This window comes from Mesorhizobium sp. USDA 4413 (assembly GCF_056280365.1).
The window spans coordinates 2,995,295-3,015,753 of record NZ_JBVPRP010000001.1 but is presented as its reverse complement, the minus strand read 5'-3'; the positions used below and the strand labels follow the sequence as shown (position 1 = coordinate 3,015,753).

At 64.5% G+C, this 20,459-nt stretch carries 22 protein-coding genes; 6 read left to right on the top strand and 16 right to left on the bottom strand.

The genetic code is table 11. The annotated features are described in order from the left end of the window. Window positions 1-62: 62 nt before the first annotated feature. From ACVMIM_RS14460 to coxB, 8 genes are all read right to left on the bottom strand, one after another. Window positions 63-809, bottom strand: coding sequence for an SURF1 family protein (locus ACVMIM_RS14460; protein ID WP_476112706.1), 747 nt, complete (start codon window positions 807-809; stop codon window positions 63-65). A 5-nt stretch (window positions 810-814) separates the two neighbouring features. Continuing rightward, window positions 815-1,204: a DUF983 domain-containing protein gene (locus ACVMIM_RS14455; protein WP_476112704.1), complete on the bottom strand. Its 390-nt coding sequence runs from the start codon at window positions 1,202-1,204 to the stop codon at window positions 815-817. 83 nt (window positions 1,205-1,287) lie between these two features. Beyond that, window positions 1,288-2,169 (bottom strand): cytochrome c oxidase subunit 3, encoded by an 882-nt coding sequence (locus ACVMIM_RS14450; protein WP_041002384.1) that lies wholly within the window; start codon window positions 2,167-2,169, stop codon window positions 1,288-1,290. A 1-nt stretch (window position 2,170) separates the two neighbouring features. Beyond that, complete coding sequence (locus ACVMIM_RS14445) at window positions 2,171-2,797, bottom strand: cytochrome c oxidase assembly protein (protein WP_278049704.1); 627 nt, start codon at window positions 2,795-2,797, stop codon at window positions 2,171-2,173. Continuing rightward, window positions 2,797-2,988 (bottom strand): hypothetical protein, encoded by a 192-nt coding sequence (locus tag ACVMIM_RS14440; RefSeq protein ID WP_041002388.1) that lies wholly within the window; start codon window positions 2,986-2,988, stop codon window positions 2,797-2,799. The genes ACVMIM_RS14445 and ACVMIM_RS14440 overlap by 1 nt, the downstream gene beginning before the upstream one ends. Continuing rightward, the gene (locus tag ACVMIM_RS14435; RefSeq protein WP_476112702.1) at window positions 2,985-3,929 is read right to left on the bottom strand and encodes a heme o synthase; all 945 of its coding nucleotides are present in this window, start codon (window positions 3,927-3,929) and stop codon (window positions 2,985-2,987) included. Before ACVMIM_RS14435 ends, ACVMIM_RS14440 begins: the two co-directional genes overlap by 4 nt. A 72-nt stretch (window positions 3,930-4,001) precedes the next feature. Then, on the bottom strand, window positions 4,002-5,651 hold the full coding sequence (gene ctaD, locus ACVMIM_RS14430) for a cytochrome c oxidase subunit I (protein WP_041002392.1): 1,650 nt from the start codon (window positions 5,649-5,651) through the stop codon (window positions 4,002-4,004). 38 nt (window positions 5,652-5,689) lie between these two features. Next, window positions 5,690-6,574, bottom strand: coding sequence for a cytochrome c oxidase subunit II (gene coxB, locus ACVMIM_RS14425; protein WP_278049706.1), 885 nt, complete (start codon window positions 6,572-6,574; stop codon window positions 5,690-5,692). Between the two features lie 328 nt (window positions 6,575-6,902). Between coxB and ACVMIM_RS14420 the strand changes: the two genes are divergently transcribed. The 5 genes from ACVMIM_RS14420 to ACVMIM_RS14400 all read left to right on the top strand — a co-directional run bounded on the left by ACVMIM_RS14420 (window position 6,903) and on the right by ACVMIM_RS14400 (window position 10,717). After that, the gene (locus ACVMIM_RS14420) at window positions 6,903-7,442 is read left to right on the top strand and encodes an invasion associated locus B family protein (RefSeq protein ID WP_476112700.1); all 540 of its coding nucleotides are present in this window, start codon (window positions 6,903-6,905) and stop codon (window positions 7,440-7,442) included. Window positions 7,443-7,513: 71 nt separating this feature from the next. Next, entirely contained in the window at window positions 7,514-7,981 is a 468-nt protein-coding gene (locus tag ACVMIM_RS14415; RefSeq protein WP_476112698.1) for a YbjN domain-containing protein, read from the top strand. A gap of 101 nt (window positions 7,982-8,082) precedes the next feature. After that, window positions 8,083-9,495, top strand: a complete 1,413-nt coding sequence (gene tldD, locus ACVMIM_RS14410) for a metalloprotease TldD (protein ID WP_476112696.1) — start codon at window positions 8,083-8,085, stop codon at window positions 9,493-9,495. A gap of 76 nt (window positions 9,496-9,571) precedes the next feature. After that, complete coding sequence (locus tag ACVMIM_RS14405; RefSeq protein ID WP_476112694.1) at window positions 9,572-9,856, top strand: AbrB/MazE/SpoVT family DNA-binding domain-containing protein; 285 nt, start codon at window positions 9,572-9,574, stop codon at window positions 9,854-9,856. A 189-nt stretch (window positions 9,857-10,045) separates the two neighbouring features. Continuing rightward, the gene (locus tag ACVMIM_RS14400) at window positions 10,046-10,717 is read left to right on the top strand and encodes a transglutaminase-like cysteine peptidase (RefSeq protein ID WP_476112692.1); all 672 of its coding nucleotides are present in this window, start codon (window positions 10,046-10,048) and stop codon (window positions 10,715-10,717) included. Window positions 10,718-10,983: 266 nt separating this feature from the next. Here ACVMIM_RS14400 and ACVMIM_RS14395 read toward each other — a convergent pair whose 3' ends face one another. The 3 genes from ACVMIM_RS14395 to ACVMIM_RS14385 all read right to left on the bottom strand — a co-directional run bounded on the left by ACVMIM_RS14395 (window position 10,984) and on the right by ACVMIM_RS14385 (window position 15,990). Next, on the bottom strand, window positions 10,984-13,815 hold the full coding sequence (locus tag ACVMIM_RS14395; RefSeq protein WP_476112690.1) for a caspase family protein: 2,832 nt from the start codon (window positions 13,813-13,815) through the stop codon (window positions 10,984-10,986). A gap of 169 nt (window positions 13,816-13,984) precedes the next feature. Continuing rightward, window positions 13,985-15,226: a class I SAM-dependent RNA methyltransferase gene (locus tag ACVMIM_RS14390; protein ID WP_476112688.1), complete on the bottom strand. Its 1,242-nt coding sequence runs from the start codon at window positions 15,224-15,226 to the stop codon at window positions 13,985-13,987. Beyond that, window positions 15,223-15,990 (bottom strand): TlyA family RNA methyltransferase, encoded by a 768-nt coding sequence (locus ACVMIM_RS14385; RefSeq protein ID WP_476112686.1) that lies wholly within the window; start codon window positions 15,988-15,990, stop codon window positions 15,223-15,225. The genes ACVMIM_RS14390 and ACVMIM_RS14385 overlap by 4 nt, the downstream gene beginning before the upstream one ends. 110 nt (window positions 15,991-16,100) lie before the next feature. Here ACVMIM_RS14385 and ACVMIM_RS14380 point away from each other — a divergent pair, with 110 nt between their 5' ends. Beyond that, window positions 16,101-16,502: a GFA family protein gene (locus tag ACVMIM_RS14380; RefSeq protein ID WP_041002410.1), complete on the top strand. Its 402-nt coding sequence runs from the start codon at window positions 16,101-16,103 to the stop codon at window positions 16,500-16,502. Here the strand turns inward: ACVMIM_RS14380 and ACVMIM_RS14375 are convergent. From ACVMIM_RS14375 to ACVMIM_RS14355, 5 genes are all read right to left on the bottom strand, one after another. Further along, window positions 16,499-16,786 carry a hypothetical protein gene (locus ACVMIM_RS14375; RefSeq protein WP_476112685.1) on the bottom strand — a complete coding sequence of 96 codons (288 nt, stop codon included), beginning with the start codon at window positions 16,784-16,786 and terminating at the stop codon, window positions 16,499-16,501. The two genes, ACVMIM_RS14380 and ACVMIM_RS14375, sit on opposite strands and share 4 nt — an antisense overlap. 150 nt (window positions 16,787-16,936) lie before the next feature. Next, the gene (dxs, locus tag ACVMIM_RS14370; RefSeq protein WP_476112684.1) at window positions 16,937-18,844 is read right to left on the bottom strand and encodes a 1-deoxy-D-xylulose-5-phosphate synthase; all 1,908 of its coding nucleotides are present in this window, start codon (window positions 18,842-18,844) and stop codon (window positions 16,937-16,939) included. Window positions 18,845-18,969: 125 nt separating this feature from the next. Beyond that, window positions 18,970-19,890, bottom strand: a complete 921-nt coding sequence (locus ACVMIM_RS14365) for a pirin family protein (RefSeq protein WP_476112683.1) — start codon at window positions 19,888-19,890, stop codon at window positions 18,970-18,972. A gap of 9 nt (window positions 19,891-19,899) precedes the next feature. Then, on the bottom strand, window positions 19,900-20,166 hold the full coding sequence (locus ACVMIM_RS14360; RefSeq protein ID WP_476112682.1) for a DUF2277 domain-containing protein: 267 nt from the start codon (window positions 20,164-20,166) through the stop codon (window positions 19,900-19,902). Window positions 20,167-20,204: 38 nt separating this feature from the next. Further along, entirely contained in the window at window positions 20,205-20,456 is a 252-nt protein-coding gene (locus ACVMIM_RS14355; RefSeq protein WP_041002420.1) for an exodeoxyribonuclease VII small subunit, read from the bottom strand. Window positions 20,457-20,459: the final 3 nt, after the last annotated feature.

The window sequence follows — 20,459 nt, the reverse complement described above, 5'->3', positions numbered from 1 at the left end:
TCGGTCGTAGCGCTGGACGCGAAATGAGATGCACACCCCTGCCCTGTCAAGAGCCGCGGCGCTCAATGCTCTTTCGCCGGGCGACGCAACCTCAGGATCAGCACGGCGGCAAGGGCGGCGGCCAGCCCGTACCAGGTGACGGCGTATTGCAGGTGATTGTTCGGCAGGTCGATGATGGTGACGCCTCCCACCGGCAGGCCGCCTGGGTTCGGCGTCTTGTCGGCATCGATGAAGAACGGCACCAGCACGAAGCCGGCCGGCAAGCCGGCCGTCGCCGCCATGACGTCGCGGTCCTTCCAATAGAAGATGTTCTTGGCGACGTCATTGTCGGGAAGCATCATCGAGGGCTTTGCAGGCAGCGGATTGCGGGCAAGCCCGGTCACGGTAACCTTGCCGGCAATCTCGCCCTGTTGGCGCTTGCCCGGATCCTTGAGGTCGTAGGGAACGAAGCCGCGGTTGACGAGGACGAAGCGGCCGTCCTCGAGCTGCAGGGGGGTATAGACGTTGAAGCCGCTGTCGCCTTCCCAGGTGGAAAAGAAATGCCGCTCGCCTTGGTGCAGGAAAGTGCCGGTCACCGTCACCGGCGTGTAATCGACGTCATGGGAAGCGGCGAATTGCTTCTCGACGTCGGCCAGCGGCAATGGCGCTGAATGCGTGCGCTTGTCGATGGTGGCGAGCAGGCCCTCCTTCCAGTGCAGGCGTTGGACCTGCCAGGTGCCCAGCCCGATCAGGACGGCGAACAGCACAAGGCCGAGACCAACCAGCAACGCGGAGCGCGGCCGTGTACGGCCGGCCACTGAGCCTGTCATCCCGTTCATCCCTGGGATTCCAGCCTGCCCTCTGAGGCCTTTTTCGAATATTGCAAGGTGATCAGCACGCCCTTGATCAGGCGCAGCGCCGTCAGGCAGAGCACCAGTGCCAGCGGTATCCACAAGATGAAGTGCAGCCAGAGCGGCGGGCTGAGCGTCACCTCCATCCATAATGCGAGGCCGACGACGATGAAGCCGATGATCAGGATGACGAACACCGCCGGTCCGTCGCCGGCATCGGCGAAGGAATAGTCGAGCCCGCAATTGTAGCAGCGCTTGCCGACGGTGAGGAAACCGGAGAATAGCTTGCCTTCGCCGCAGCGCGGGCAACGACCATGCAGGCCGGCCGAGATCGGATCGATGGGTGGCCAGATCGCCTTGTCTTCTTCATCCATGTCGGCACCCTAGACCTTTCCGCCCCAAAAAATAAGGCGGCCACGTCGCCGCAGCCGCCCTTGGGATTTGGAGGGCCGTCGGTTTAATGGCCTTCGATCAGCGCGCCGTTCGAGGCCCAGACATAGATGCAGCTGAACAGGAACAGCCAGACCACGTCGACGAAGTGCCAGTACCAGGCGGCCGCCTCGAAGCCGAAATGCTGCTTCGGCGTGAAGTCGCCGCGCATCGCGCGCACCAGGCAGACCAGCAGGAAGATGGTGCCGATGATGACATGGAAGCCATGGAAGCCGGTCGCCATGAAGAAGGTGGCGCCGTAGATCGAATCCCGGAAACCGAACGGAGCGTGCATGTACTCGTAGGCCTGCACCATGGTGAACAGCATGCCGAGGCCTACGGTCAGCACGAGGCCGTTGACCAAGCCCTTGCGATCGCCATGCAGCAGCGCGTGGTGCGCCCATGTCACCGTCGTGCCCGACAGAAGCAGGATGATGGTGTTGTAGAGCGGCAGGTGAAAAGGATCGAGGACCTCCAGGCCCTTCGGCGGCCAGACGCCACCGGTGAAGGCGGTGCGGGCATACTGGTTTGCCTCGCCGGGGAAAAGACTTGCGTCGAAGAAGGCCCAGAACCAAGCGACGAAGAACATCACCTCGGAGGCGATGAACATGATCATGCCGTAGCGCAGGTGCAGCGACACGACACGCGTGTGGTGGCCTTCATGCGCTTCCTTGATGGTGTCCGACCACCAGGCGAACATCGTGTAGAGCACGATGATCATGCCGATGAAGAACAGCCACGGATTGGCGATGTTGTGGCCGAAGACCGGGAAGTTGCCGCCCTTCAGATACTGCATCAGACAGACGCCACCGACAGCGGTGACCAGCGCGCCGACCGAACCCAGGAAAGGCCAGGGGCTCGGGTTGACGAGATGGTAGTCGTGGTGTGGTTTTGCGTGCGCGTCTGCCATATCAACCCCCGAGGCTTGCTTCGGAATCTGGAACTTTGTTGCTGCTGCCAGCGGCCGGCGCCGACGAGGCGACAGGCTGTTTCTTTTCGACCGGGAACATCGTGTAGGACAGGGTGATCGTCTTCAAGTCCTTGAGTTCCGGCACATTGACGATGTCCGGATCGACATAGAACACGACCGGCATATCCAGCGTCTCGCCGGGCTTCAGCGTCGTGTCGGTGAAGCAGAAGCACTCCACCTTGTTGAAATAGGCGCCGGCCATTTCAGGCTGCACGTTGAACGAGGCGCGGCCGGTGATGGGGCGGTCGAACTTGTTGGTGGCGCTGTAATGCGCCTGGGTCGTCTGGCCGATCTTGATCGTCACCGAACGGGCGACCGGCTCGAACTGCCACGGAATGCCGTTGGTGTTGGCATCGAAGCGGATGGTTATGTCGCGGTCGAGGATGCGACCGGCATATTGCTTCTCGGCGCGCTGCGTGGTGCCGCCATAGCCGGTGACCTGGCAGAACATCTTGTAGAGCGGCACCGCCGCATAGGCCATGCCGATCATGCCGGTGAAGAAGGCAAGGCAGACGGCGGCGACGATACCGTTGTTGACCTTGCGCGGGTTGCTCAAGTCGCCGCTCATCAGCCGCCTCCGAACAGACCTGAGCCGGTCAAGCTCGCGCCATGGTGGCCGAAGCGCACGATGGTGGCGGCATAGAAGACGATGACCAATGCGGCCAGCGCGACTCCGATGGCGACGGAGCGGTTGCGGCGCGCCTTGCGCTGGCGCTCGGTCAGCGTGACCAGTTCGAGGTCCTTGTCGGCCACGGTCATGCTCCCCCCATCATGAGCGCGCGCCCGACGACGCAATCGACGAGATAGGCGGCGAAGATGGCGAAGAGATAGAGCAGCGAATAGCCGAACAGGGCCTTGGCCGGCTTCATCGCGCGGTCGTCATCAGCCATGGCAAGCACTTTCCAGGCGTACCAGACGAAGCCCAGGCCGAGGATCGCCGAGACGACGCCATAGCCGGCCGTGGTGTATCCGAGCGCCCAGGGCAGCACGCCGACCGGCGCCAGGATCAGCACATAGGCAAAGATCTGCCGGCGGGTCGAGGCCTGGCCGGCGACATTCGGCATCATCGGGATGCCGGCGCGGGCGTAGTCGTCGGACTTGAACAGCGCCAGCGCCCAGAAATGCGGCGGCGTCCACAGGAAGATGATCAGGAACAGGATCACGCTTTCGAGGCTGACGGAGCCGGTCACCGCGGCCCAGCCGATCACCGGCGGGATCGCGCCGGCGGCGCCGCCGATGACGATGTTCTGCGGCGTCCAGCGCTTCAGCCACATGGTGTAGATGACGGCGTAGAAGAAGATGGTGAAGGCGAGAAGCCCTGCCGAGAGCCAGTTGACCAGCACGCCGAGCGTCATCACCGACAGCACCGAGAGCACGAGGCCGAAGCTCAGCGCCTCGCCTGGCGTGACGCGGCCGGCCGGCACCGGGCGGCCGGCGGTCCTGGTCATCACCGCGTCGATGTCGGCGTCGTACCACATGTTGAGCGCGCCGGAAGCACCAGCACCGATCGCGATCGCCAGGATGGCGATCACCGCCAGCAACGGATTGATGGCGACAGGCGCGGCAACCATGCCGACAAAGGCCGTGAACACGACCAGCGACATGACGCGTGGCTTCAGGAGGGCGAAGAAATCGCCGGCGGTCGCTTCCGACATGCGAAAGCCAACTTCCTCCATCAATCTGTCGTCGGCAAGGGCCATGCGTACTTAAAGTCCATGATTCCGTTGGCCAAGACCGCCGGCGAACCGGCGGCCTCGTGTTCTCGAGGCCGCCTACTTGATCTTCGGCAGCTGTTCCCACTGGTGGAACGGCGGCGGCGAAGGCAGCTGCCATTCGAGCGTGGTGGCGCCCTCGCCCCACGGATTGGCGCCGGCGACGCGCTTCTTCTGGAAGGCCTCGAACACGCCGTAGAGGAAGATCGCAACGCCGACGGCAGCGATGTAAGAGCCGTAGGACGAGATCATGTTCCAGCCGGCGAAGGCGTCCGGATAGTCGACGGTGCGGCGCGGCATGCCGGCGAGGCCGAGGAAGTGCTGTGGGAAGAAGATCAGGTTGACGCCGACAAAGGTGACCCAGAAATGGGTGTTGGCGATAACCGGCGAGTACATATAGCCGGTCATCTTCGGGAACCAGTAGTACCAGCCGGCGAAGATCGCGAACACGGCCCCCAGCGACAGCACGTAGTGGAAGTGCGCGATCACGAAATAGGTGTCGTGCAGTGAGCGGTCGAGGCCGGCATTGGCCAGCTGGACGCCGGTGACGCCGCCGATGGTGAACAGGAAGATGAAGCCCAACGCCCACAGCATCGGCGGCTTGAAGGAGATCGAGCCGCCCCACATGGTGGCGATCCAGGAGAAGATCTTCACGCCGGTCGGCACCGCGATGACCATGGTGGCGAACACGAAGTAACGCTGCGTGTCGAGCGACAGGCCGGTCGTGTACATGTGGTGCGCCCAGACGATGAACCCGACAGCGCCGATCGCGACCATGGCGTAGGCCATGCCGAGATAGCCGAACACCGGCTTCTTCGAGAAGGTCGAGACGATGTGGCTGATGATGCCGAAGCCCGGCAGGATCAGGATGTACACTTCGGGGTGGCCGAAGAACCAGAACAGGTGCTGGAAGAGGATCGGATCACCGCCCTGGTCCGGCACGAAGAAAGCAGTGCCGAAATTGCGGTCGGTGAGCAGCATGGTGATGGCGCCCGCCAGAACCGGCAGCGACAAGAGCAGCAGGAAGGCGGTGATCAGCACGGCCCAGGCAAACAGCGGCATCTTGTGCAGCGTCATGCCGGGCGCGCGCATGTTGAAGATGGTGGTGATGAAATTGATGGCACCGAGGATCGACGACGCGCCGGCGATATGGATCGACAGGATCGCGAGGTCCATCGCCGGACCAGGCTGGCCGGAGGTCGAGAGCGGCGGGTAGATCGTCCAGCCGCCGCCGACGCCGAAAGCGCCCGGCGCGCTCGGCACGAACATCGAGGAGAGCAGCAGGATGAAGGCCGGAGGCAGCAGCCAGAAGGAGATGTTATTCATGCGCGGGAAGGCCATGTCCGGCGCGCCGATCATAATCGGCACCATCCAGTTGGCGAAGCCGCCGATGAGCGCGGGCATGACCATGAAGAAGATCATGATCAGGCCGTGCGCGGCGCCGAAGGCGTTATACATGCTCTTGCCACCGTCGATGGCGGCGTCGCCCTGCATGCCGTAGACCATCTGCGCCAGGCCGCTGAAGATCTGGATGCCCGGCTCCTGCAGCTCCATGCGGATGGCGACCGAGAGCGCGGCGCCGATGACGCCGGCAATGATCGCGAAGATCAGGTAGAGCGTGCCGATGTCCTTATGGTTGGTCGAGTAGACCCAGCGGACCCAGCCATGCGGCCTGTGGTCGCCATGATCGTGAGCTGCAGCCTCTGCCATGTTCCGCTCCGTTCCCTAAATCTTGCTAACCCGCGGCATCAGTTGCCGGCGGCCGCTACCTTGTTGGTACCATCGATCTCGGCCATCAGCGCCTTGTTGGCGGCAGGCACATCGGTCTTGGCCGTCTCCAGCCAGGTCTTGAACTGCGCATCGGACACGACGCGGACCGCGATCGGCATGAAGGCATGGTCCTTGCCGCAGAGCTGCGAGCACTGGCCGTAATAGAGGCCTTCCTTCTCCGCCTTGAACCAGGTCTCGTTGGTGCGGCCGGGCACGGCGTCCATCTTGATGCCGAAGGACGGCACGGCGAAGGAGTGGATGACGTCGGTCGCGGTGATCAGCACGCGGGTCATGGTGTTGACCGGCACGACCAGCTCGTTGTCGACCGCGAGCAGGCGAGGATAGAGGGCGCGATCTTCCTTGCCGGCCTTGGCGCGGTCGGCATCCTGGAGAACCGCCGAGTTGAAGGAGAAGCTCTTGTCGACCTGGTATTCGTAATCCCAGTTCCACTGGTTGCCGGTCGCCTTGACGGTGAGCTTGGCTTCTTCCGGCGGGGTGTATTGCGCGGTGAGCAGCTGGAAGGAGGGAATGGCGATGAGCAGAAGCACGATCACCGGCCCGACGGTCCAGATCACCTCGATCAGAGTGTTGTGGCTGGTCCTGGACGGCACCGGGTTGGCGCTGGCGCGGAAGCGCAGGATGCAGACGAGCAGCAGCACCAGCACGAGGATGGTGATCGGGACGATGAACCACATGGTATAGTTCCCGAACCGCTCGATCTGCCGCATCATATCGGTCGCCGGCGCCTGGAAGGTCATTTCCCACGGCCGCGGCTGATCGGCATGGGCCGCCCCACTGGAGAAGAGCACGGCTGAAGCTGCCGCACCTGCCAAGAATTCAGCGCTCGCCAGGAATTTCCTCATCGCCCTCTCGTCTCCCACTTCCCGCGATCTGGTCGCACCAATAACGGACGGTGCCGGGATCGGGAATCCCGGTCTGTCCCTAGGGTGGTTCAAACCATACTCTATTTGCCTCCGCAAGAAAGGAGCGGAGGAAACCGTGCGGCATTTTTGCGCGCAGGCCGAAGGCCGTCTTCAGGCCTCGCCGCACTATATGCGCAACGGTCGCAATTCGGGCGAATTTGCTTTGGAAAAGCATGGAATTGCCGGTATCGGGGCGGGCCGGCGACGGTCTCGTCCTTTACTTGGCCCCGGCGCGGCTTAAAGTGCCGTGATTCGCAATGGAGCCGTCATGACTTCCTGGCTTTCGAGAACCTTGGCGAAGGTCGTTCTTGCCCTTGCCTTGCTCGGCGTCGGCATAGCCGTTGGCGCCGCCGCCGCGCCGAACAACGCCGCGCCCCCGAGCGGCACGGTAAAGTCGACGCATGGCGCGTGGTCGATCATCTGCGACACGCCGGCGGGCGCGACCTCCGAACAATGCGTGATGATGCAGAACGTCGTCGCCGAGGACCGTCCCGAAATGGGGCTTTCGGTCGTGGTGTTGCGCACCGCCGACAACAAGGCCGAGATCCTGCGCGTGCTGGCGCCGCTCGGCGTGCTGCTGCCCAACGGCCTTGGCCTCAATGTCGACGGCAAGGATATCGGCCGGGCCTATTTCGTGCGCTGTTTCCAGGACGGCTGCTACGCCGAGGTCATCCTCGAAAAGCCGCTGCTCGACACTTTGAAGAGCGGCACCTCGGCCACCTTCATCGTCTTCCAGACGCCGGAGGAAGGCATCGGCATTCCCGTCGACCTCAAGGGCTTTGCGGAAGGCTTCGCCGCCCTACCTTGATCTCTTGCCCATGCGCCGCTCCTGACGCTGAGGTCCGGGGGCGAATGCGCGATTGGCGGCCAGGAGGGTCAATGCGCGCGAATTTATCCGCTTTCATCGCCGGTCTGGCACTGGTCGCCGCGGTTCCGGCCGCACGGGCCGAGGATGCCGAAATCCTCCAGAAGCCCGAGCCGGCAGCGATCCTCGATATCGCCAAGGGTTTCGGCTCGGCCAAGATGGACAGGGACGACAATGGCGATCCGATGATTTCCGGGCGGATCGAGGGCGTCAAATACGTGATCTATTTCTATGGCTGCGAAAACCACGAGAACTGCAAATCGCTGCAGTTCTCGACCGGTTACACCGACCCGCTGACCGCAGAACAAGCCAACGCCTGGAATGCAAAATACCGCTGGGTGAAGGCCTATTCGGGCGACGGCTCGAATTTCAAGATGGATGTCTCCTTTACGGGCGGCATCACCAAGGCCAATCTGGAGGAGCAGTTCTCCAACTGGGACGCGATGGCCGGCAACATCAAGGGCTTCCTCAGCGGCGGGTGACGGCGCCGCAATAGCCGGCCTCATCCCTGTTGGCGATTGTGCGACGGCAGCTTCGCGCCTACATCCGGTGCAACGGTTTTGTTTCCACGAATGGATTTGCCATGAACAGCCTGATCGGCCAATTCGACATTTCCGACGATCGCGTCAAAGAGATCGTCGCCGAGACCATCAAGGGCGCCGACGACGGCGAGCTGTTCCTCGAATACAGCGAGAGCGAAGCGCTGATGTTCGACAACGGCCGGCTGAAGACAGCCAATTTCAACACCGACCAGGGATTCGGCCTGCGCGCCGTGGCCGGCGAGGCCAGCGGCTATGCGCATTCCAGCGATCTCTCCGAAGCCTCGCTGCTGCGCGCAGCCGACGCCGTCTCGGCGGTCAAGGGCGGCTACTCCGGCACGCTGGCCGGAGCGCCCGCCCGCACCAACCGCCACCTCTATGGCGACGAGAATCCCATCCCCTCGCCGTCCTTCGAGGCCAAGGCCAAGCTGCTGCAGGAAATCGACGGCTGGCTGCGGGCCAAGGATCCGCGCGTGCGCCAGGTGACGGCCTCGCTCGCAGCTTCCTGGCAACATGTCGAGATCGTGCGCGGCGACGGCCAGATCGTGCGCGACATCCGCCCGCTGGTCCGCATCAACGTCTCGGTCGTGGTCGGCAGCGGCGACCGGCAGGAGAGCGGCTCCTACGGGATGGGCGGCCGCAAGAGTTTTGGCGAGTTCGTCAGCGAGGAAAGCTGGAAGCATGCGGCCGGCGAGGCGCTGCGGCAGGCGCTGGTCAATCTCGAGGCCGTCCCAGCGCCCGCCGGCACCTTCGACATCGTGCTGTCCAGCGGCTGGCCTGGCGTGATGCTGCACGAGGCGGTCGGCCACGGGCTGGAGGGCGATTTCAACCGCAAGAAGACATCGGCGTTCGCCGGCCTGATGGGCCAACAGGTGGCAGCGAAGGGCGTCACCGTGGTCGACGACGGCACCATTCCCGAGCGGCGCGGCTCACTCACCGTCGACGACGAAGGGACGCCGTCGGCGCGCAACGTGCTGATCGAGGACGGCAAACTGGTCGGCTATATGCAGGACCGCCAGAACGCCCGGCTGATGGGCATGAAGGCGACCGGCAATGGCCGCCGCGAAGGCTACGCGCACCAGCCGATGCCGCGCATGACCAACACCTACATGACCTCGGGCGACATGCAGCCGGAAGAGATCATCGCATCGGTCAAGAACGGCATCTACGCCGTCTCCTTCGGCGGCGGCCAGGTCGACATCACCTCGGGCAAATTCGTGTTCGGCTGCACCGAGGCGTACATGATCGAGAACGGCAAGGTGACGCAGCCGATCAAGGGGGCAATGCTGATCGGCAACGGACCGGACGCCATGCACCGCGTCAGCATGATCGGCAACGACATGCAGCTCGACAACGGCATCGGCATGTGCGGCAAGGCCGGACAGGGCGTGCCCGTCGGCGTCGGCCAGCCGCATCTCAGGATGAACCAGATGACGGTGGGCGGCACCAGGGTTTGAGGCGCCTGAATGCAGGCGCTTGAAATCGGCTCGGCCGTCGTCGACGTTACCCTTATCCTACAAAGGTAAGGTCGCGATGTCTGTTTTTGAAAAGCTCATGACCACCCTCTCGGCCAAGGGACAGGTAATTCTGCCAAGCGCCATCCGGAAACGGAGAGGCTGGGGCGCGGGAACGAGGCTTGAGATTGAGGAGACGCCGGAAGGGGTGCTTTTGAAGCTGGCGCCTGTCTTTGCGGCGGCGCAGCCAAACGACGTTTTAAGCTCCCTGCCGTCCCGCGGCGCGTCGAAGACGTTGGAAGAAATGGATACGGGCGTGCTCGCCGAAGCACGGCGGCGCCATGCGCGCGATTGGGAGGCATAAGGCCTGGGCCATCGGGACTTTGGGCACGCTGGCGCGTTCAGCCAGGCCGATGCTCGCATTCCGACCTGAAGGCATCCTCGACCTTGAAGTGAACACAATCGTGTTAGGACATTATTAATTGTTCACTTGGCGGGGCGGGCGTTTGCGCCTTAGCCTGCCGCCAGTCTTCTCGTTGCGGTGGTGTTGGCAATGCAGCGTTCCCCTGGCGTCCTGACCTCTTCTCTCCTCCTTGGTTTTGTTTCGTTGATCGGTGCAACTTCGCTGCAGGCTGGCCCTGCCGCGGCGGCCCAGTCCACATGGTTCAAGCGAATGTCGACGCAATCTGCGGCTTCCGCCACGGTCGGCGGCAGCACCAGCGTGCCGTATGGCTGGCTCGATTTCTGTCATCGCCGGCCGAAGGAGTGCAAGGTGCCCGCCCTGCCCGCTACAAGCGTCAAGCTGACCGCGCAGAACATGAGCATCCTCAAGCGGATAAACCTGAAGGCGAACCGCTCCATCAAGCCGGTCAGCAACTACGACCACTGGGGCACGATGATGGACCATTGGGACTATCCGACGGACGGCAAGGGCGATTGCAAGATTTACGCGCTCTACAAGCGCAAGCTTCTCCAGGAAGCGGGATTTCCTCGGCAGGCTCTGCTGATGACGGTGGTGCGCGACCTGCACAATGAGGGCCACACGATCCTGACGGTGAAGACCGACAAGGGCGACCTCGTGCTGGACAATCTGGTCGACGAAATCCGGCCCTGGAACGCCACCGGCTATTATTTCCTGAAGCGCCAGTCGCAGCAGAACCCGAATGTTTGGGTGTCGATCGACCAGCGCGGCGGCACGGCGAAACGGCTGTCTCCGAACTCGTAGAGACCAGAGCATTCACCGTTCACGGAAACGGCAAACTGCTCTATCTCCTGGGACGCAAATCCGGACCGGAGGCTACGGCGAAGTGGCCGGGCCCCACCCCTCCAGCTTTCGCTGGAGTCGCTGTCGGCCTGGCCCGAGCGGCTTGGTCTGCTTTGACAGCCTGACCCGTCACAAACCCGATATCCTCTGCCTCGCAAAATACACGGGCCGGAAAGTCCGGCCCATGTACGGGGCGTTGTCGCCTCGCGGCCATGTAGCCTTGCGGCCTACTGCTTACAGGGCGGTTCGCCAGGATGCCCGCAGGCCGGCTTCCTGTTTCCCTGCGGAGGCTGCTCCTTGGGCTGCTGCGGCAGACGCCGCTCCTGCGGCTGAGGCCTCGGCTGCCGCTCCAGGCGTCTCTCTTGCATCTGAGGCTGAGGCCTCGGCTGCTGCAGGTGTCTCTCTTGCACCTGAGGCATTGGCTGCGCCTGGAACTCCGGCCTTTGCGGCCTGAGCACCTGCATGTTCGGCCTTTCCCGCTGGAAGTTGCGCTGGGCGTTGGTGCCCGCGCCGGTGGCTCCCTCTTCGCCGTTCTGCGGCCTGCGGAACTTCCTGTTTCCGTTGGCCGAACCCTGATTCTGGTCGGAGAACACACTCGGATTGTTCTTCCTGAGCCGCTCCTGCAGGCTCGGCCGGTTCTCGGCAGGCGCGCCGTTGACGGTCGGCAGCTTGCGGAACTTCCTGCCTCTGTCGCCTCCGTTGACCGAACCTTGATCGCTCGGGCCGACAGCTGTCTGGCCCGCCGAGAGATCCTTGCGTGTTAGTTTCCTCGGCTTGCCTTCGTTCTGGCCGGACAACGCATTCGGATTGTTCTTCCCGAACCTCTGCTGGTCATTTTGCTCATTCTCGCCCGGCGCGCCATTGATGGTTGGCAGCTTGCGAAACTTCTTACCTCTATCGCCTGCGTTGACCGAACCTTGATCGCTCGGGCCGACAGTTGTCTGGCCTGCCGACAGATCCTTGCGTGTCAGCTTCCTCGGTCTGCCTTCGTTCTGGCCAGACAACGCATTCGGATTGTTCTTCCCGAACCTCTGCTGGGCGTTCTGCCCGTTCTCGCCCGGCGCGCCGTTGATGGTTGGCAGCTTGCGCAACTTGCCGTTCCTGCTCTGACCGTTGACAGCTCCGTTCTGCTGGCCGTTGTCCATAACGGGGCCGCCAGCATTCCCGGTAGCCTGCTGGTCGCCACCTACCGTGCTTTGCTTGCCCGGCACCTTCCTGTTGGGCGCGTTCTGACCGTTGAGCACCGGCCTGCCGTTGACAAGCGGCAGCGCCTTGCCGTCAGCTCCCGGCAAGGCGTGATCGGTCGAGAGCTTGCCCATCGTCCTCGCCTGCGGGGTCGCAGCCGGCTGCTGGCCCTGCGTGACAGCCTGGCCCGGCTTCAGCGATTGCGGCGTCGCACCAGGCTGCTGGCCCTGCGCGGCAGCCTGGCCCGGCTTCAGCGGCTGGCCGCCCCCACTTTGCTTGAACAGCACCACCCTTTTCTGCAGCAACGGCGGCAGCGCCACCTTGGCCGCCAGCGCAGCCGCGCCCGCACCAACCGCCATCTTCTGCCCGGTGGTGAGGCGGCTCGGTGCATTGGCATTTGGCTGTTCCGTCTGATTGGCCGCCTCGCTGTTGATCGTCGTGTTGTTGATGTTGTTGATGACGGTCGTGTTGTGAATGTTGTTGAAGATGACGTCGTTCGGCGGCGGCACGATGTCACGCGGCGGCCTGACCCAGACCGGCACGGGGACGAAGACCGGCGTCGGCAGGACGTAAACATCGACCGGCGGCGGGGGCGGCGGCAGCACGACGAAATCCGGCGGAGGCGGCGGCAGGAAGACCACCGCAACCGGCGGAGGCGGCTCGAAATCGAAATCGGGGTCGTCGAAATAGAGCACCGGACGATCGACGTAGACGATTTCCTCCGGCGGTGGCGGCGGTACGTCATAGACGATGACCGAGAAGCTCGGCGGCGGCTCGAGCGCGGCGTCGAAATGTTCCAGCCGGCGGCGCGCGTCCCAGGCATGCGGGCCGTGCGGATAGCGTTCGAGATAGGACCAGTAGGCCTCCGGCGTGTCGCGCATCCAGGTCTGGCGCCAGGTGATCGCCTCGCGCCGCGCCGCGATGATGGCGCGCACGCGCTTGGCCATCGGATCGTGCGGATAGGCGACGAGGAAATCCTCATAGCCGCGCATGGTGTCGCGATCGAGGGCCGCGACATAGGCGTCGTGGGCGTCGAAGTCCCGTATCTCTCTCGTACGATCGGCCCGGGATTCGGCCTCGGAAACCTTCGGCGCCGGCGCGTCCGGGGCGCGGTCGAAGAAGACGAAGGGTGCATCGATCTTCGAGGCGTCCCACGGCACCTCTGCCCCTTGCGTCACCTCGTTGACACGCAGGCGCGTGCGGTCGAACACATCCTCGAGCGACAGGCCGCCGTCGCGCATCATCTCGGCCAGCGCCTGGGCATAGGCGCCATAGGGTCCCTTGCCTTCCGGCGCCACCGTGCCCGGCGCGGCGTTGAAGGCGACCAGCATGTTCGGATCGGGCTCGACCAGCGCCAGGCCGCCCGCCAGCGGCTGGTTCCACTGGGGAAAGTCATTTGGCCGCGCCGCATCCAGCACCACGATGTTGACCTTGTTCGGCAGGGCGGCGAGCGGCCTGGTAAGGTCGGAGACCCGCACCGCCTGGATCGGTACGTCGGCCGGATTGGCGATCTTGGCGTCGACCGGCAGGAAATAATTCTCGCCCTCGAACTGCGCACCGTGGCCGGCCAGGTAGACGAAGACGACTGCGTTGGGACCGGCGGCCGAAACCTTGGCGAGAAAATCGCGATAGGCGCCGCGCAGCGATTCCTGATCGACATCGCGCGCGCCGACCACGTCGAATCCCGCCGCCTGCAAGGTCTGCGCGATCAAACCGGCATCGTTGGCCGGCGTTGCCAGCGCGCCCGATGGATAGGCGGCATTGCCGATGACGAAGGCAAGGCGCCTTTGCTCTTGCGCGAGGGCGCCGGTCGCCGAGACGGCGACGACAAGGAAGAGAACGAAAAAACCGAGGAATTTCTGGAACATCCGCATTTCAGGCCACCGCTGCAAGAGCAACCGACGCTGTCGAGGCCCTTCCCCTCCTCCAGCGAATCCAGCCTAGACCGTGCAAAGAGGCGGCTTTGCGGCGCGATTCCGGCGGCTTGCGAGCAAGCGCGCCGGAAGCGGCGGCTTCAACAAAATGTGATCGTGGTTGGGCTGGCTACCGCCGCCTTCTCGGCTTTTCCAGCAGCGCCACGGCTTCGACATGCGGCGACCACAGGAACTGGTCGATCGGCGTGACGCTCTTCAGCACATAGCCGCCATCGATCAGGATCCGCAGGTCCCGCGCGAGCGTCGCCGGATTGCAGGACACCGCCGCGACCAGCGGCACTTCGGAGCGGGCGATCTGCTTCGATTGGTCCTCGGCGCCGGCGCGCGGTGGATCGAAGACCAGCCCGTCGAAGGCGTTCAACTCCTTGACGGTCAGCGGTCGTCGGAACAGGTCGCGGCGTTCGCCGGTCACCCGCTTCAGGCCGCTGGCGAAGCGAAAGGCGCGGTCGAGCGCGGCAAGTGCCGCTGCATCGCCTTCGACGGCATGAACCTCCGACTTCACTGCCAGGCGAAGCGCGAAGCTGCCGCAGCCGGCAAACAGGTCCGCGACCTTCCTGGCGCGCGACAGATGCTGGCCGACAAGCCCTGCCATCGTCTGCTCGGCGGCTACCGTCGCCTGCAGGAAGGCGCCGGGCGGCACGGCGACGGCGACCGGTCCGAATTGCACCACCGGCTTCTTCGGCTCGACGACAATCTCGCCATCGACGGACAGCCTGGCCAGGCCCTCGGCCATGACGAAATTCGATGCGATGCGGCGCTGGTGGTCGCCGAGCTTGCCGGATTCCTGGACGGCAACATCGAGGCCGGAAGCGGTGACGGTCACCGTCATGTGGAAAGCCTTCGGCGTGGCGCAGACCAATCCGGCGAGCGCGCGCAACTTATCGAGCGACGAGACGATCGCCGGAAGCGAGATCGGGCATTCCTCGATCGGGATGATCTCCGAGGACAGCGCGCGCACGAAGCCGAGCAGCATGCCTGCCTCGGCCCGCCTTGCGCTGAAAGTGACGCGGCGGCGGGTGTGCGGCGCGCAAGGCACCAGCGCGCCGATCTCGCAAGCGATGCCCTTGGCCTTCAGCGCCTGCAAGACCCTCTCGCGCTTCCATTGCTGGTAGGCTTCCGCTTCGAAATGCTGCAATGCGCAGCCGCCGCATTCGGTGAAATGGCGGCAGGCCGGATCAATCCTGAGCGGCGAGGCTTCCAATACCGACATCAGCGTGGCGCGGTCCTTCTGGCGTGCAGCGGTGACCGTTTCGCCGGGCAGCGTGAACGGGACAAAAACCTCCCCGCCCTCGGCATTGGCGATGCCGTCGCCCTGCGAACCGAGCCTGGCGATCGTGAAGCGTGTGCTCATCGCCCGTCCTTCATGGCGGCGAGCAGGAACTCGCGGTTGCCGTCGCCGCCTTCGATCGGCGATGGGTGGACGCCCAGCACGCGCCAGCCGGAAATGCCGGCAAGCCAATCGCACAAATTCCCGGCAATGCGCTCGGCATCGCCCGGGTCCTTGAGCAGGCCGCCCTTGCCGATCGCCTCGCGCCCGGCCTCGAATTGCGGCTTGATGAGAAGGATTGCCTTGGCGCCCTCGCCGGCCAAGTCAAGCGCCGGCGGCAGCGCCAGCTTCAGCGAGATGAAGGAGACGTCGCAAACCAGGAACCCGGGAATGCGGCCGCCGAGATCAGCTGCCGTCACGTCGCGCGCGTTCAGCCCTTCGATCACCGTCACACGCAGGTCGCCGGCAATATCGGGATGTATCTGGCCGTGGCCGACATCGATGGCCGTGACGTGTGCGGCGCCACGCTCGAGCAGCACTTGGGAGAAGCCGCCGGTCGAGGCACCGACATCGAGCGCCTCGCTTCCGGAGGGATCGAGGCCGAAATGGTCGAGGCCGGCAATCAGCTTCAGCGCCGCGCGCGAGACATAGGCCTGGGCCGGATCGGCGATGGCGACCAGGCAGTCCGGCGCGACGGGCTGGCCGGGCTTGCGGGCAAGGATGCCGTCGACCGTCACCGTGCCGCGCTCGACCGCGTCGCGGGCGCGCGAGCGGCTCGCAAACAGGCCACTCCCGACGAGCAATTCGTCGAGCCGCTGGCGCCGGCTGACTGGCACAGGGGAACTCATCGGCTTTCATTGGCGAAAGCCGGGCGCGAACGCAATGGGGTTTGAATATCGGGCGATAGGCCGCAGAATGCCGGCAGGAACAGGCCGTTCGTCGGTCGGCGGAGGTGACAATGCTGAAGGGTACCTGTCATTGCGGCGCGGCGCACTGGACGCTGGAAGGCGATCCCGGCGGAATCACCGCCTGTAATTGCACGCTTTGCCGCCGCTACGGCACGCTCTGGGCTTACGACTATGTCGACGAACGCATTCGCGTGGCCGGGCCGCTGAAGTCTTACACACGCGCCGAGGTGGCGGAGCCCGCGCTGGAAATCCTGTTCTGTCCGACCTGCGCCTGCGTGGTCGCCTGGCGCGGCCTGCGTTCAAGCAAGAGCGGCCGTACGCGCATCGCCGTCAATGTCAGGCTGGCGCCGCCGGAGGAGGTCGCCGACCTGCCGATCGACCATTTCGACGGCCTCGATAGTTTCGACGACCTGCCGCGCGACGGCCGCTGCGTGCGCGACATGTGGTTCTAAAAAACGATTCGCGATACCCGGCGCTCGACGGCGGGGGTCAGGCCATCATTGCCGGAAGCTTCCTTGCGCGGCGACTCCACCGGGGCCGGCGCGGCGGGCGTTGTTTGCGGCACGATGACGAGTTGAGGAACCTGCTTGTAGGAAAAGCCGCCGCGAATGCTGCCCATCTTTGCGGCGATAATATCCCGCACGGCCTTTTCGAGATTGCGGTCGTAACGCGTTTCGGCTGCCGCCGGCATCGCCATCGCCGCCAAAAGCGCCACGCCGCACAGAAGCATCTTCATTTTTACACTCTCCCTGCCTGGCGCGAAGCTCTAGCAGGACGCCGTTGAAAATCGGCCAAGAGACAGGGTAAGCGAAGCACCAAATGGAAGCATTAACAGATGCCTACAACCGACAGCCGGCAAAACGATTCAGCGTCTTGAAGTTCTGATTCAGGCGCGCTGCGCCTGCACGCCGCGGCCGAGCGCGGCGAAGACGGTGCGCACGATGCCTGCCGAATCCAGCCCGGCATCGGCATACATCTTTTCGGGCTTGGCGTGGTCGGTGAACACGTCCGGCAGCACCAGCGGGCGCACCTTGATGCCGCTTTCCAGCAGGCCTTCATGGGCGAGGAAATGCAGCACCTGGCTGGCGAAGCCGCCGATGGCGCCCTCCTCCACGGTCACCAGCACTTCGTGCGAACGGGCGAGCCGCCGGATGAGATCCTCGTCCAGCGGCTTGGCGAAGCGCGCGTCGGCGACGGTGGTGGAGAGGCCCGCCGCGCCGAGTTCCTCGGCGGCCAGAAGGCAATCCTGCAAACGCGTGCCGAAGGAAAGCAGCGCGACCTTGGTCCCCTCTTTGAGGATGCGGCCCTTGCCGATTTCCAGCAGCGAGCCGCGCTCCGGCATGTCGACGCCGACGCCGTTGCCGCGCGGGTAGCGGAAAGCGATCGGGCCGTCATCATAGGACGCGGCGGTGCGCACCATATGGCGAAGTTCCGCCTCGTCGGCCGCGGCCATGACGACGAAGCCCGGCAGCGAGGCGAGGAAAGTGGTGTCGAAGGCGCCGCAATGGGTGGCGCCGTCGGCGCCGACGAAGCCGGCGCGGTCGATCGGAAAACGCACCGGCAGTTTCTGGATCGCCACGTCGTGGACGACCTGGTCGTAGGCGCGCTGCAGGAAGGTGGAGTAGATGGCGGCGAAGGGCTTGTAGCCTTCAGCGGCAAGGCCCGCGGCGAAGGTCACCGCATGCTGCTCGGCAATGCCGACATCGAAGGTCCGCTTCGGAAACACCGCGCCGAACAGATCGAGCCCGGTGCCGCTCGGCATGGCGGCGGTGATGGCGACGATGCGCTCGTCCTCGCGCGCCTCCTGGATCAGGCTCTCGGCGAAGACCTTGGTGTAGGCGGGCGCATTGGCTGGTGCCTTGGCCTGCGCGCCGGTGATGACGTCGAATTTGTTGACGCCGTGATATTTGTCGGCGGCTGCCTCCGCCGGCGCGTAGCCCTTGCCCTTCTGGGTCACGACATGGATCAGCACCGGGCCTTTGCCGTTGTCGCGCACATTCTTCAACACCGGGATCAGATGCTCGAGATTGTGCCCGTCGATGGGGCCGATGTGATAGAAGCCGAGCTCCTCGAACAGGGTGCCGCCGGTGACATAGCCGCGCGCATGCTCGACGGCGCGGGTGATGGCGCGGTCGGCGCGCTTGCCGAGATAGGATGTCAGCTTCTTGCCGAAATCGCGCAGGCCGAGATAGGCCTTGCCGGAAGCGAGCCTGGCCAGATAGGCGCTCATGGCGCCGGTCGGCGGCGCGATCGACATGTCGTTGTCGTTGAGGATGACGATCAGGCGAGCATCGAGCGCGCCGGCATTGTTCAGCGCCTCGAAGGCCATGCCGGCCGACATCGACCCGTCACCTATGACGGAAATGACATTGTTGCGGCCCCCCGACAGGTCGCGGCCCATGGCCATGCCGAGGCCGGCCGAAATCGAGGTCGAGGAGTGTGCCGCGCCAAACGGGTCGTATTCGCTCTCGGCGCGCCGGGTGAAACCGGAAAGGCCGCCTTCCTGGCGAAGCGTGCGGATGCGGTCGCGGCGGCCGGTCAGGATCTTGTGCGGATAGGCCTGGTGGCCGACGTCCCAGATCAGCCGGTCGTCCGGGGTGTTGAAGACATAATGCAGGGCAACGGTCAGTTCGACGACGCCGAGGCCGGCGCCGAGATGGCCGCCCGTCTGCGACACGGCGTCGATGAGCTCGGCGCGGAGTTCCGCGGCAAGCTGCGGCAGCGCGCTCTCATCGAGCCTCCGCAGGTCCGCCGGAATGCGGACCTTGTCGAGCAGCGGCGTGTCTGGCTTCACTCGGGCGCGTCCTGCCTCAATTGATCGAACACGGCGCTACCAGCAGATTGCGCCATAATCATGCGCGGAATAGGCCGCCGGCGGGCGAATGTAAATGCGCGCCGGTGACGCGCGGCTTGAGTATCCTAGCTCTCAGGCAGCGGAATGAACTCCTCCTCATCGCCGGGAACGATATCGAAGCGGCCTGTCTTCCATTCCTGCTTGGCCTGCTCGATGCGTTCCTTGGACGACGAGACGAAATTCCACCAGATATAGCGCTGAGAGCCCAGCGAAGCGCCGCCGAACAGCATGAAATGCGCGCCGCGTTCGGAGGAAACGACGATCTCCTCGCCCGGCTTGAACACCAGAAGCCGCTCGGCCCGGAAGACATCGCCGGCGATCGAGACTTCGCCTTCCAGCGTGTAGATGGCGCGTTCCTCGGCATCGGCCGGGATTCGCACGCTGGCGCCGGCGGCCAGCCTGAGATCGGCGTAAAGCGTGTCCGAAGCGGTCGCCACGGGCGAGCGCAGGCCTGAGAATTCGCCGATGACGACGCGGCCGCTGACGCCTTCGGTATCGATCTCAGGCAGGCGGGCCACCGACGTGTTCGCGAACACCGGGGCGATTTCCTCCTTGCCGTCCGGCAGCGCCAGCCAGGTCTGCAGGCCGGAGACCGACATCGGCGCGCCGCGCAACTCCTCCGGCGTGCGCTCGGAATGAACGATGCCGCGCCCGGCGGTCATCAGGTTCACGTCGCCGGGCGCGATCACCATTTCGGTGCCGAGCGAATCCCGGTGCCTGATCTTGCCGTCGAACAGGTAAGTGACGGTGGAAAGTCCGATATGCGGATGCGGGCGCACGTCGATCGCCTGCCCGGCGCGCAGGATCGCCGGGCCCATGCGGTCGAAGAAGATGAACGGCCCCACCAACCGGCGTTTTGCCGTCGGCAAAGCGCGGCGCACCGCAAAACCGCCGATATCCTTGGCGTTCGGGACGACCATCAGCTCGATCTGATCGCAGGCGAAAGCGTCGCCGGGCTCGGGGTCGTTTCCGGGAAAAAAGCTCATATAGGTTCCTCAGCCGAAACGCAGCGCCGATCTGGCCTTCGCCTTGGCCGCCTCTACCTCGCGATTGCGCGGTTCCTGGTTGGTTTCGAGCGAGTCGATCAATTCGCGCGCAGCGGCCGCGATCGCTTCCACTGCATGATAAAAAGCGTGCTCGTTGCGCTTGGACGGCTTCGTCGAGCCGCTCAGCTTGCGCACGAACTGCAGCGCTGCGTCATGCACTTCGTCATTGGTCGCCGGCGGTTCGAAATTGGCCAGGGTCTTGATGTTGCGGCACATGGCTTGAACTCCTTACCTGCTTGCTCTGCCCACCCAAATTATTCCGCGTCCAACGGCTCCGTGCCGACCGGCCTGCCGTCGCGCGACAGCCTGATCTTCTCGACCTTGTCCTCGGCCGCTTTCAGCAGCCGGTCGCAATGCGCCTTCAGCGCCTCGCCGCGCTCGTAGATCCGGATCGACTGGTCGAGCGGGACATCGCCGCGTTCCAGATCATCGACGATCTTCTCCAGCGCGTCGAGCGCCTGCTCGAAGCTCATCGCCTTGACGTCCTCATTGCCTTCCACTGCCATACT